This is a genomic window from Stutzerimonas marianensis (assembly GCF_022810315.1).
GTDB classification, from domain to species: Bacteria; Pseudomonadota; Gammaproteobacteria; order Pseudomonadales; family Pseudomonadaceae; genus Stutzerimonas; species Stutzerimonas marianensis.
Genome location: NZ_JALGRD010000009.1, coordinates 133,253 through 145,698, shown reverse-complemented (window position 1 = coordinate 145,698; position 12,446 = coordinate 133,253). Strand labels below are relative to the sequence as shown.

Annotated in this window: 8 protein-coding genes; 2 read left to right on the top strand and 6 right to left on the bottom strand. The window is 66.0% G+C overall.

Going from position 1 to position 12,446, the window contains the following annotated elements; genetic code table 11:
* Positions 1–24: 24 nt before the first annotated feature.
* From MST27_RS16720 to MST27_RS16700, 5 genes are all read right to left on the bottom strand, one after another.
* Positions 25–1,887: an IucA/IucC family protein gene (locus MST27_RS16720; RefSeq protein WP_275973268.1), complete on the bottom strand. Its 1,863-nt coding sequence runs from the start codon at positions 1,885–1,887 to the stop codon at positions 25–27.
* Positions 1,884–2,459, bottom strand: coding sequence for a GNAT family N-acetyltransferase (locus tag MST27_RS16715; RefSeq protein ID WP_243607075.1), 576 nt, complete (start codon positions 2,457–2,459; stop codon positions 1,884–1,886). Before MST27_RS16715 ends, MST27_RS16720 begins: the two co-directional genes overlap by 4 nt.
* Positions 2,452–3,648, bottom strand: coding sequence for an MFS transporter (locus MST27_RS16710; RefSeq protein WP_243607074.1), 1,197 nt, complete (start codon positions 3,646–3,648; stop codon positions 2,452–2,454). The genes MST27_RS16715 and MST27_RS16710 overlap by 8 nt, the downstream gene beginning before the upstream one ends.
* Positions 3,645–4,979: a lysine N(6)-hydroxylase/L-ornithine N(5)-oxygenase family protein gene (locus MST27_RS16705; RefSeq protein WP_243607073.1), complete on the bottom strand. Its 1,335-nt coding sequence runs from the start codon at positions 4,977–4,979 to the stop codon at positions 3,645–3,647. Before MST27_RS16705 ends, MST27_RS16710 begins: the two co-directional genes overlap by 4 nt.
* A 131-nt stretch (positions 4,980–5,110) precedes the next feature.
* Positions 5,111–6,358: a sensor domain-containing phosphodiesterase gene (locus MST27_RS16700; RefSeq protein ID WP_243607072.1), complete on the bottom strand. Its 1,248-nt coding sequence runs from the start codon at positions 6,356–6,358 to the stop codon at positions 5,111–5,113.
* Positions 6,359–6,678: 320 nt separating this feature from the next.
* Between MST27_RS16700 and MST27_RS16695 the strand changes: the two genes are divergently transcribed.
* Entirely contained in the window at positions 6,679–7,842 is a 1,164-nt protein-coding gene (locus tag MST27_RS16695; RefSeq protein ID WP_243607071.1) for a TAXI family TRAP transporter solute-binding subunit, read from the top strand.
* Positions 7,843–7,921: 79 nt separating this feature from the next.
* A complete protein-coding gene (locus tag MST27_RS16690) occupies positions 7,922–9,928 on the top strand; it encodes a TRAP transporter permease (RefSeq protein WP_243607070.1) in 2,007 nt (668 codons plus the stop codon).
* Between the two features lie 700 nt (positions 9,929–10,628).
* Here MST27_RS16690 and MST27_RS16685 read toward each other — a convergent pair.
* Positions 10,629–12,245, bottom strand: a complete 1,617-nt coding sequence (locus MST27_RS16685; protein WP_243607069.1) for a class I adenylate-forming enzyme family protein — start codon at positions 12,243–12,245, stop codon at positions 10,629–10,631.
* Between the last annotated feature and the right edge of the window lie 201 nt (positions 12,246–12,446).

Genomic DNA, 12,446 nt, shown 5'->3' with positions numbered 1-12,446 from the left:
CGGCGCAGGGCCGGTCGCAGGGGGCTACACCGTCAGCGCGGATTCACTGCTGGTTTCGCGCCGCTGCCGGGCCGGCCCATACGGCGCCACCGGGTTGTCCAGCGGGTCGGCCATGATCAGGCTGCCGGCCGGGTTGGCCAGGTCGACCATCTGCAGGTTGTTCTTCAGCTGCAGCCGGTTGAGGCACGAGTGCAGGAAGGTCGGCGCGAAGAAGTCGTAGCGCGCGAATCGCTCGGCCAACTCCGGGTGCGCACGCTGGTAGTCGAGCACCGACTCGGCGACGGTGCGCCAGAACCGCGCCTCCTCCAGCGTGCCGCTGTCGTCGAGCAGCTGGGCCATGTGGCGGAACACGCCGTCGAAGATGTCGATGAAGATGCCGAGGATCTTGAAGTCCTCCGGCACGTCGACCGCCAGGCGCTCGAGCCCTTCGGGCATCTGCGCGTCCTTGTCGAGAATGGCCGACTCCTCGGCGATGTCCTTCATGAACACCCGTGTCGGCACGTGGCCTTCGAGCACCAGGATGAGGTTCTCGCCGTGAGGCATGAACACCAGGTGATGCGCATAGAAGCAGTGCACCACCGGGATCAAGAAGGCCTCGAGATAGCGCCGCAGCCAGGCCGTCGCGGTGAGCCCCGAACGGCGGATCAGCTCGGGCAGCAGCGGCGCGCCTTGCGGGTCGACATGCAGCAGCGCGGCCATGGTCATCAGCCGCTCGCCGGGTTGCAGCCGCGGGATCGGGCTTTCGCGCCAGAGCGCCGAGAGCATTTTCTTGTAGGGGCTGTCGGTTTCCAGCGCCGCCTCGTAGTAGCGGTTGCGATAGCCGACCGAGGCCACCTCGCGCAGGATGCCGAAGCCGTAGGCCTGCAACACCGGGTCGGCGCTGATCAGGGCGTCGAGGTAGGCGTTTATCGCCGGCGTACCGGCCATGTAGTACGGCGACAGCCCGCGCATGAAGCCCATGTTGAGCACCGACAGGGACGTTTTCACGTAGCAGCGCTCGGGCGCGGACAGGTTGAAGTAGGTGCGCACCGACTGCTGCGCACAGTAGCGATCCTCGCTGAGCCCGAGCGGCACGATGCGGCGCTCGGCGACATCGGCGGCGAACATGATCGACAGCTTGTTGAGCCACTGCCAGGGATGCGCCGGTATGAACAGGTAGCTGGCCGGGTCCAGTCCCTCCCCGGCCAGCTGCTGGCGGAACGAGATGAGGCGCTCATCGCCCAGCTCCTGACGTAGCAGGGCTTCATGGTCGAGCCCGGGCACGGCGGCGAAGTGCGCGTTGTCCCGGTGCACCGCCAGCCAGACGATGGCAAATCGGCCGCCGGTTTCCGGCGCGTAGGCGTGGTAGTCGAGCGCGTCGAAGCCCAGCCGCCCGTTGTTGGCGACGAAGCCGGGATGGCCTTCGATCATTGCCGCCTCGAGCGTCTGGTAGTCGGCATCGGCCAGCTCGGCGCTGCTCAACCCCGGGCGCGAATGCTTGTAAGCGGCGCCATAAAGCGTGCTGCTGATCTCGTCGAGGTACACCGGCAGCTTGTCGGCAGGAATGCCCAGGGTGCGCTTGAAGTCGATGACGAAGGTCAGCGCATCGAGCGGCTGCGGCTGCCCGTCCAGCTCGCGTTCGATGCTGGCCGCGTCCACATGCCAGTGGCGGAGCGCCATGCGCCGGGCCTTGAAGCGGTAGCGGCAACCGGGCGTGTCGGCAACCAGCTCGTAGCGGCTCCAGGCCCCGGCCGCGTCCTCATCCAGGCGCGACGGCGCGAACACCTGCTCATGGGCGAACTCGGCGATTGCCTTGCGCACCAGCAGCCGGTTGACCTTGCGCCAGACGTCGGGGTGCAGATGCGTGACCGCCGATGCGGGGCGATCGAGACTCGGGGACATCGTCATGGGGCCTGTTCCTCCAGTGAGTGAGCGAAATCGTGGGGCGTGCAGAACGCCAGCCGGGCGGTCTTGCCCGGCAGCTGGACGGTGCCGGCGTCGACGAAGCCGACCAGCCGGTTGAGGCGGTGTACCCGTTCGTTGCGCGCATCCGGCTCGACCACCACCCGCTCGGCGCCGAGCGCATCGAAGAGGAAGGCCATGACGGTGCGCAGCACGTCGCGGGTGTAATGGCGGATCGGCCGCTGGGCCGGGCCGACGAAGAAATGCATGCCGATGTCGCCGGGCTGCACCGGGTAGCAGTCGCCGAGCGGGTCGCGGCGCGGGTCGTAGCACTCCATGACGAACGCCGGGCGACCTTCATGGAAGCCCAGATAGGCCTGCAGGCCATGGCCCGCGGCATCGCGATAGAAGTCGGCAGTCGCCTCGACGCTCATGTTCTGCATGTTCCAGAAGTGCGCGTAGTCCATCTGGTACCAGGGCTGGATGATCGCGATGTCTTCATCGAGGCGCAGCGGGCGCAGGCCGAAGGCCGCGTTGAGCGCGGCACGGTTGTCCGCCGGGGTGATCAGTTCAGGCATGGCAGGCCTCCGCCGGCGTGCGATGGCGGCGGTCGACCCCGAACCAGCCGCGGTCGATGGCGGCGGTCAGCAGCATGCCGGCCGCCGCGATGGCGAAGCTGGCCGGCACGCCGACCCAATCGACCAGGTAGCCGGCACTGAATGACGAGAGCAGCACGCCGAGGTTCTGGAAGAAGTTGGTCACGCCGAAATCGCGCGCATACATCGGCGGTGTGCTGACCTTGAACAGCGTGACCTCGAGCTTGACGATCACCTGGTACAGCGCCCAGCCGTACAGACAGCGACCCAGCACGATCAACCACAGGGATTCGCTCGCCTGCAGGGCCAGCCCCACCGCGCCGAGCAGCAGGTTGAGCAGGGTGTGGTCCACCCAGCGCGGCTGGCTCGCCATGCGGTGGCGCAGCGCCAGGGCGACCAGTGCGACGATGCCGGGAATGGCGAACACCACGCCGGTCAGCATCTGCTCGGAAATCCCGGTGCGTGCTTCCCAGTACACCGTGAAGAACGGCCGCACCAGGTAGGCGCTGAAGTCGAACAGGAACATCAGCAGGCTCAGCTTGAGCAACGCCGAGAGTGCCTCGGGTGTGCGTCGCGGAGCCGGTGCGGCGCGTTCGGCCGCATCCTCGGACAGCACGCGCACCACCCGCCCGCTGCGGATCAGGTAGGTGCACAGGCCGAACTGGGCGAGATCGCCCGCCGCCATCAGCGCCACGCAGAAACGCGGGCCGAATTCCTGCAGCGCCAGCCCGCCCACCGCGGCGCCGAAGATGGCACCGATGTGAATCACCACCGACAGCAGCCCGATGGTCACGCTGTGCCGGTCGGCCGGCTCCAGGCGCATCAGGTAGGGGAACATCAGCAGGTAGCTGGCCTTGGTCATGAACATCAGCATGGTCAGCAGCCAGTACGCCTCGACCGTCGGCGCCCAGATCGCCAGCAGGCAGAAACCGGTGGCGGCCAGCTGCGTCCAGGCCAGCAGATGCATGGTCTCGACGTGCCGCGCCACACGGGCCCAGACCGGCAGCATGCACATCACCGCGATGGAGATGGCGGCGATGTAGGCGCCTACGTGCACCGAGCTGGTCAGGCCATAGCGGAGCTCGAAGAACTGGGGGTAGAAGGCGATGAGGATCGAGTCGCTGATCACGCCGAAGGCGGACATGATCAGGATGGTGGTACGCAGCGTCACGAGCCGACGGCCTCCCGCTCCAGCGCGACGAAGCCGCTGTCCTCGCCCGGTACGAACTCCTGGAACGCGGTGCGCGGCTCGCTCGGGTAGTGATCATGGCCGGTCAGCTCGGCCAGCAAGCGGCTGTTGCGGTGACACGCCAGGCCCAGGTCGGGGTTGGTCAGCCCGTGGCTCTGCAAGCCGACGTTCTGCACATAGATGTCCTGGTTCAGGTGGTCCACCGCCCAGCGCCTGGACGGGACGTACTGGCCCGCGCCATTCCAACGGATGCGGTCCCGGATGCCGTCGACGAAGGCCGGCACCTGATAGCGATAACCGGTGGCGAACACCACGGCATCGACGCGGTGGCGGTAGCGCCGGCCGAGCTGGGTGTGGTGGAAATCCAGCTCCCAGCCACGACCGTCCGGGGCGCGGCGGCAGCCGTCCAGCGCCATGCAGGTCAGCAGGTGCGTCGGCGGCGCGTCGCGGTGGCGGCGCTCGTCGAGCAGCGCGTAGAGGCGTTCGATCAGTGACTGGTTGATGCCGTTGTAGATGCTGCGCTGGTCATCGAGCACCTCGGCCTTGGTCGCCGAATCGAGGTCATAGAAGTAGTCGCCGTATTCGGGGGTGATGAGTTCGAGGGTGAGCTTGGCGTCTTCCATCTGGAAGAAACGCGGCGCACGGGTGACCCAGTTGAGCGTGTAGCCGTGGCGCTCGGATGCCTGCAGCAGATCGTGATAGACCTCCGCCCCGCTCTGCCCGCTGCCGATCACCGTGATGCTGCGCCCGGCCTGCAAACGTGCGCGCGCGGCGAGGTAGCCGCTGCTATGCACCAGTTGCGCCTGGTCGTGCACGGTGCAGCCATCCGGAAAGCGCGGCACGCCGCCGATGCCGATCACCAGCTTGCGTGCCTGGTAGCCGAACGACGCGCCGTCAGCCGTCTGGCCGGCGACGTGGTACAGGCCGGTCTGCGCATCGTGGTGGATGGCACGCACCTCGTGGCCGCAGCGCAGGTTGTCCAGGCGCGACGCGGCCCAGCGGCAGTAGCGGTCGAACTCCTGACGGTCGAGGTACCAGTTTTCGCGGATGTAATAGGTGTAGAGCCGGCCCTGCTGCTTGCAGTAGTTGAGGTAGCTGAACGGGCTGGTGGGATCGGCCATCGAGACCAGATCGGCGAGAAAGGGGTTCTGCAGCGTGGTGCCGTCGAGCAGCATCCCCGGGTGCCAGCTGAACGCCGGCTTGCGTTCGAGAAACAGGCTGCGCACGCCGGGCAAGGGCGCCGTCAGGCACGCCAGCCCGAGATTGCAGGGGCCAACGCCAATCGCGATGAAGTCGTAGGGCGACTCGGTCATCGGTCGTCATCTCCGCTCAACCATTCAAGGTCAACGGAGGCTAGACTTAATGAGAATCATTGTCAAAGGTCAATGTTTATCATGACGCTTTGCCAGCATGATCTTCCGCGTGGCCCGTACGGCCCGGACGCCTATCCGACGTCAGCCAGCGGCATGGGCCGTCCCAGCAGGTACCCCTGCGCCTTGCTGACTTGCAACTCGCGAAGGATGTCCAGCTCGGCTTCCGTTTCCACGCATTCGGCGACGATCTTGCTGCCGGTTTCCTGTCCGAAGCGGATCAGTGCCGAGGCCAGCGCACGGCAGTCGCGGTTGCTATCGATGTCGCGGATCAGGCTGCCATCGAGCTTGATGACGTCCGGTTTGAGCTTGAGGATGTGGCGAAAGCTGGCATAGCCGGCCCCGGCGTCATCCACCGCCAGCTTCAAGCCCCGGGCACGCATCGGCTCGAGGGTTTGTGCGATGAGGCCGTAGTCGCGCACCGAGGCGTGCTCGGTCACCTCGAGCATCAGGCGTTCGAGCGGCTGGTCTTGCAACAACTGCCCCACCGCGCCACCAATGATGGTGTCCGGCGAGACGTTCAGCGACAGGTAGCGATCCGCGCGAATGTCGGCCAGGCCTTTGAGTGCCTGGGCGACCAGGGCGATCTCCAGCTCGCACTGCAGGCCGACCTTTTCCGCCTCGTTGAACCAGTGCTCCGGGCTGCGCAACGGACGGCCCGCGAAGCGCGCCAGCGCCTCGTAGCCGACCACCTCGTTATGCATCAGGTTGACGATTGGCTGGTAGACCACCTCATAGGCCCGCTCGTCGAGCACACCGCGGATGCGGGCGGTTCTCTCGTCGCGCTCGCGCTGTTCGCTGGACTGGGTTTCCAACAAACGCCCGGCGAAATCGGCGAACAGCCGCAAGGTGTCGAGGTCGCGCTCGTTAAGCGTCTCGTCGGGCTTGGCGCTGAAACAGCAGAACATTCCGTACAGGCGTCCGTCGCTGAAGCGGATCGGCACGCTGATGTAGGAGCCGATGGCGAGGATCGCCGTGATCGGCAGGCTCGCCGCCTCGGGCAACTGGCTGGTGTCTGGGATGAGCTGTGGTAACCGCCCATCGATGACCCGCTGGCAATAACTGTCCGAGAGCGGATCGGCACCTCCCACGCAGATCGGCAGGGGATCGCTGCGACCGTCCACATGACGGAACACCCGCAAACCCTGCACCACCTCCGCCACGAAGGCGACGTCCATATCCAGGTGCGAACGGACCGAGCGCAGCACCTCGCAGAGCATGTCGCCCACCGAATGCCCGGCTGATTCGATATTGCGCAGCATTGCGGCCGGATCGCCGGCCGTTTCGAACATCTCGGGGCCCAGCCGAACGTTCTGAAGCATCCACACCTCCGGTGAAAAGCGCCGTTTCGCATCGACGGCTGATGGCTGACCACCCGCGCCCAGCGGCAGACGGGCCTCTCAGCAGTGTCGTCGGTTTCCCTGGTGCCGGCGTCCTAACGGACGACCGGTCGTCGCCGAGTCTGACCACATCGGCACATCCCGCTGTACTGACCGATGGCAACCGTCGGCCAGACCGCCCGCCTTCTCCCGTCCGCCGGGTTTGACAGATGACGCCGGGGATTCCTAGTATCGGTCGCAGATGCAAAACTCAGTACCGCACTGCAAAACAATAAGAGGCTTTCCAAAGCCGAGGAGTGAACATGCGTCGCCTTGCCCGTCCTTTCCTGATTGCATCCCTACCTGTCTGCCTGAGCCTCGCGACGACCCTCGAGGCAAGAGAGATCGAACTCCCCCGAACCATGGCCTGGACCGCCTATGGCACCAACTCCAGCGGTTACGCGCAGGCGGTCGCGATTGGCGGCATGCTGCAGAAGGAGTACGGGACGTCGGTGCGCGTCCTGCCGGGCGACAACGACGTCTCGCGCATGACCCCGCTGAAGAACGGCCGCGTGCAGCTCTGTGCCTGCGGCATCGCCAGCTACTACGGCGCCGAAGGCGTGCTGATGTTCGCCAACCGCGATTGGGGCCCGCAGCCGCTGCGGGTGCTGACCACCTCCAGCGCCACCTTCGCCCTGTCGCTGGCGGTGGCCGGCGACCTCGGCGTGAAGACCCCGGAGGACCTCAAGGGCAAGCGCATCGCCTATATCCGCGGTGACGACGCGCTGAACAAGGGCACCGAGGCCTTTCTCGCCTTCGGCGGCCTGACCTGGGACGACGTGACCCGCGTGGATTACCCCGGCTACGCCCGCTCGTTCGACGGCATCATCGCCGGCGACGTGGATGCCTCCTTCACCACCACCGTCACCCCGCCCGCCCAGCAGCTGGCCAGCAGCCCGCGCGGCGTGACCTGGCCGGTGCTGGACCCGAACGATGAGGCCGGCTGGCAGCGCATGAAGGCTGTGGCGCCCTACTTCCAGCCACTGAAAGCCACCTCGGGCGCCGGCGGCATTTCGCCGGACACCCCGGTCGATAGCGCGAGCTACCCCTACCCCATCGTCGTCGCCAACGCCGACCTCGACGACAACACCGCCTACGGCCTGGTCAAGGCGCTGCAGGACAACTACGACAGCTACAAGAACAGCGCCCCCGGCGCTGCGGGTTATGCCGCCGACAACCAGGACATGACCTGGGTGGTGCCGTTCCATGACGCCGTGGTCGAGTACTACAAGGAAATCGGCACCTGGACCGACGAGATGCAGGCCCACCAGGACCAGCTGATCAAGCGCCAGAACCTGCTGCTCGACACCTGGAAAACCTTCACGGCTGGCGACACGCCCGATGACGAAGAAGCCTTTGCCGCGGCCTGGATGAAGACGCGCGCCGCCGCGCTGACCGAGGCCGGCTTCACGCCTGTCTTCGAGTAACCACGCGGTCCGAACCTGACCCGGCCCCGTGCCGGGTCACCTCGTCGCCACCCTCGGCAGCCCAGCACGGAACATCCCCATGAATAGCGAGACCCCAGAAGCCAAAGCGGTCGAAGCCAAGGAAATGATCAGCCGCGTGCGCACCTTGCCACGCGCGCTGCGCTGGTTGCCCGCCGCGGTCACCGTGGCGCTTGTGCTGATGACCCTGGACTACCTGTTCAACATCGGTCTGCTGCGCGTCATCACCGGGCTGGAGACCCAGTTCTACTACGCCGTGGTCGCGCTGCTGCTGCCGCTGGTCTACCTGCTGTGGCCGGCATCGGCTTCCGGCCAGGACAAGCCGGTGCCCTGGTACGACTACCTCTTGTTCGTCGCCACGGCCATCGTCAGCGGCTTTTTCGTGGTCAATGCCGAAGCCATCCTCGAGCGTGGCTGGGGCTTCGACGCCCCGACCCATGCGGTCTGGTTCAGCTACGCCTTCTGGATCCTGATTATCGAAGCGGCGCGGCGCGCCGGCGGCTGGCCCATCGCGGCCATCGTCGCGGTGTTCTCCTGTTACCCGATGGTCGCCGACATCATGCCCGGCCCGATCCAGGCCTTCCCCTCAACGCTGGAACAGGCCGCGGTCTACCACACCATGAGCACCGAAAGCGTCATGGGGGTGCCGCTGCAGGCCTTTGCCGGGCTGGTCATCGGCTTCCTGATTTTTGGTGTGGTGCTGCAGAAGTCCGGGGGCGGCGCCTTCTTCATCAACCTCGCCTTCGCCCTGCTGGGGCACGTGCGCGGCGGGCCGGCCAAGGTGTCGATCTTCGCCAGTGGCCTGATGGGCTCGATGAGCGGCAGCGTCATCACCAACGTGCTGACCACCGGTGTGCTGTCGATACCTGCCATGCGCCGCATCGGTATGAGCCGCTCGTTCGCCGGGGGCGTCGAGGCCTGCGCCTCCACAGGCGGTGTGCTGATGCCTCCCGTGATGGGCGCCACGGCGTTCGTCATGGCGATGTTCCTCGACGTGCCCTACGCGGCGGTCGCGCTGGCCGCGGTGATCCCGTCGGTGCTGTATTTCCTCGGCCTGTTCATCCAGATCGATGCCTACGCCGCGCGCCACAAGATCGAAGGCCTGCCGGAAGCCGAGCTGCCGTCGGTGAAGCAGACGCTAAAGGAAGGCTGGTACTTCATCTTCGTCTTCGCCCTGCTGGTCTGGATGCTGCTGGTGATGCAGCGCGAAGCGGTGGCGCCCTTCTACGCCACGGCGCTGCTGCTGGTGATGAATCAATTCTCGAAAAAGCACCGCTGGGGCTGGAGCGAAGTGGGCGACACCCTGGGCTCGGCGGCGAAGCTGTTCGCCGAGCTGATCGCCATCCTCGCCGGGGTCGGCATGCTGGTCGGCGCCCTGTCGATGACGGGCCTGTCGGGCACCATCGCCAACGACTTCATCCACCTGGCCGGCGGCAGCGTGCCGCTGCTGCTGATCATGGGCGCGCTGACCAGTTTCGTGCTGGGCATCGGCATGACCGTCACCGCCGCCTACATCTTCCTTGCCGTGGCGCTCGCCCCGGCGCTGATCCAGGGCGGCGGGCTCGACCCGATGGCCGTGCACATGTTCATTCTCTACTGGGGCATGCTCAGCTTCATCACCCCACCCGTGGCGCTGGGCGCCTTCGCCGCCGCCACGGTGGCCGGCGCGCGGCCGATGGAGACCGGGCTGCAGGCGATGCGGCTGGGCAGCGTGATCTACTTCATTCCGTTCATGTTCGTGCTCAACCCCGCGCTGATCATGCAGGGGCCACTGTGGGAGATCGCGCTGGTGTTCTGCCAGGCGGTGCTCGGCATAATCCTCTTCGCCTCGGCGATGCAGGGCTATCTGATCGGCGTCGGCCGGCTGGGCCACAGCATCGCGGTCGAGGCGGTGACCCGGACACTGATCCTCATCGCCGGGCTGTGCGTGGCGATTCCCGGCGGCGGGCCGATTCCGTTCAGTCACTTGCAGCTGCTGATTGTGGGTGTCGCCGCTGCTGTCCCGGCGATCCTGCTGGCGAGGTGGAGCCAGCGGCGAGAAGGGGTTCAGCCGACGGTGGTTGTTTGAGGTGGAGCTTTCGGCGCCCGACCCGCGCTGATCGAGGCTATTGGTCAGTGGCGGGTGATTGCTGTCGATTCAGTTTGTAATGCTGGTTTAGGCGAATGGTGGTGTTTGAGGGCATGGTTTCGCCCTGCTGATGCGATGGTGCCTGATGGCAGGGTTTCGCCCTGCGGGGCGACTCACTTTTTTCAGTCGCGAAAAAAGTAAGCAAAAACGCTTGCCCCGCCATCCGGCCCCGGCTGCGCCGGGGTTCGTTCACTCCCTCGCCGCTCCAGGGGCCGGCTTACAAGGGCCATCCATGGCCCTTTAAGCCTCTCGCCGCATCCATGCGGCTCGCTCCCTTACGCAACGATTGCGCTCACCCTCCTGAAAGGGGCAGTTGGTGTCGTCTGACAGCATGTGCGGTCACAACGAAACGCAAGAGCCGTAGGGTGGTCGGCCGAAGCCGTCCACCGAGTTGATTTGACAACAGATCCTCAGACGACTCGGACCCAGCCCCTCTTCAGGAGGAAGGGGAGTTTTGCGAAGCAAACCGGAGAGGCCCAATCCGCATGTCGGGGTCGCCTTCTCTTTGGTTACTTTCTCTTGGCGAAACAAGAGAAAGTGACTCGCCCAGCAGGGCGAAACCAAGCGCTCAAACAACTCGCCAATCGCCCAAACTAACGGCGCTCAGGCGTCGCCCAGGCCAGATCGGCTCTCCATAGCATTAACCAGCCGAGCTCAACGGCGCCAGAGGACTACCCATCGCCTGCGCCCGCTCCCGTAACTTCCCCTTGAGAATCTTGCCAGTCGCCGTCGCCGGCAACGCCTCCACCAGCACGATCTGGCACGGCCGCTTGTAGGGCGCCAGCCGCTCGGCCGCGAAGCGCGCCAGCTCCGCCTCGGTCAGCGCGGCCCCAGCCGCACACTGGACGAAGGCCACCACCTCCTCGTTACCGGGGATCTGCCGCCCCACCACAGCCGAGAGCGTGACCAGCGGATGCGAGTTGAGCACCGCCTCGACATCGGGCGGGTAGATGTTGAAGCCCGACCGGATGATCAATTCCTTGCTGCGTCCGACGATGAACAGCTCGCCGTGTTCGTCGACCCGGGCGATATCGCCGGTGTTCAGCCAGCCGTCCTCGGTCAGGCAAGCCCGAGTCGCTTCCGGCTGACGGAAATAACCTTTCATGACGTTGGGACCGCGAATCCACAGCTCGCCGGTTTCCGGTGCATCGGCATCGGCGCTCTGCAGCGGCTCGAGGCGGTATTCGAGCATCGGCAGCACGCGCCCCACTGTGGTGCTGGTGTGCCGGTCGTCGATACGGGTCTGGCTGATCGTCGGGCTGGCTTCGGTGAGGCCGTAGCCGTTGTGCAGAGTCAGGCCGAAACTGGCCTCCACGCGCCGCTTGGTCTCGCCATCGAGGGGCGAGCCGCCGGCCGAGATGTAGATCAGGTCCGGCGCGTGCAGGCGCAGGCCCGCTTGATTGAGGTATTCGAGCAAGCGCGCATACATCGCTGGAACGCCCTGCAATACGGTGATCCGCTCCTCGCTCAGCGCGCGCAGCAAGGCCGCCGGTTCGAAGCGTGGCGCTGGGTACAGGCAAGCGCCGTTGTACAGCGAGCCGATGCAGACCGACGCCAGGCCGAACACGTGGGACATCGGCAGCACGCCATAAACGCGCTGCCCTTCGCTGAGGTGGCGCATGCCGCCGGAGATCGAGGCGATGTAGAGGATGCCGCGGTGGGTGAGCATCACGCCCTTGGGCGTGCCGGTGGTGCCGGACGTGTAGATCATCGCCGCCACCTGCTCGGCGCCGCTGGCATGCACCGGTTCCGGCTCGGCCGGGGCCAGCGCGCCGATCATCAGCTCGCCCAGCCCCGGGTGATCCACCATTGCCGCGCCGTGGCGCTGGCCATGCTCGCGCGCCTCGGGCGAGGCGCCGACGGTATAGAAGATCCGCCGCGGCTCGCAGTTCTCGCGTATCGCATCCACCTCGGCGGCGGATAACCGTGCGTTGACGATGGCCAGCCAGGCGTCGAGTTCGCTGGCCGCCAGCAACAGCACGACCAGCGCCCGGCAGTTCTCGCCCACGCTCATCAGCCGATCCCCCGGGCGCACACCCAGCTCGGTGAGCCAGATCATGGCTGCACGAATCTCCTCCGCGAGCGTGGCATAGCTCCAGCGCACCTCGCCGTCGACCAGCGCCGCCAGGTCAGGCGACTGTTGGGCATGCTGAAGGATGCGCGTACTCAACCGCTGCGGCAGTTCGGCGAGCAGCTCGCTCGCCCAGCGTCCGTTGATGCGCTCGTCCGGCGCCATTTTCCGTTCCGACAGGAGCATCAGTTCCCCTCCCTGGCAGACGATGGGCATCGCCCGGGAAGCGCTTTCAGCATCGGGAAGCCGGGCCTGCTCGCCCGAAATGGAGTACGCATGGCAATTCGTCCTGACCGTCTTGTCGTTGTAATCGGCGATACACGGAACTACACGGTAATTTCGCAGTGCGAAATTACATTCCGTAAAGACTCCAGCGACTTTTGCATA

Excerpts from the sequence above, each read along its gene's own strand:
- MST27_RS16705 (WP_243607073.1), bottom strand. The coding sequence starts at position 4,979 with ATGACCGAGTCGCCCTACGACTTCATCGCGATTGGCGTTGGCCCCTGC.
- MST27_RS16720 (WP_275973268.1), bottom strand. The coding sequence starts at position 1,887 with ATGACGATGTCCCCGAGTCTCGATCGCCCCGCATCGGCGGTCACGCAT.
- MST27_RS16685 (WP_243607069.1), bottom strand. The coding sequence starts at position 12,245 with ATGCTCCTGTCGGAACGGAAAATGGCGCCGGACGAGCGCATCAACGGA.
- MST27_RS16690 (WP_243607070.1), top strand. The coding sequence starts at position 7,922 with ATGAATAGCGAGACCCCAGAAGCCAAAGCGGTCGAAGCCAAGGAAATG.
- MST27_RS16700 (WP_243607072.1), bottom strand. The coding sequence starts at position 6,358 with ATGCTTCAGAACGTTCGGCTGGGCCCCGAGATGTTCGAAACGGCCGGC.
- MST27_RS16695 (WP_243607071.1), top strand. The coding sequence starts at position 6,679 with ATGCGTCGCCTTGCCCGTCCTTTCCTGATTGCATCCCTACCTGTCTGC.
- MST27_RS16715 (WP_243607075.1), bottom strand. The coding sequence starts at position 2,459 with ATGCCTGAACTGATCACCCCGGCGGACAACCGTGCCGCGCTCAACGCG.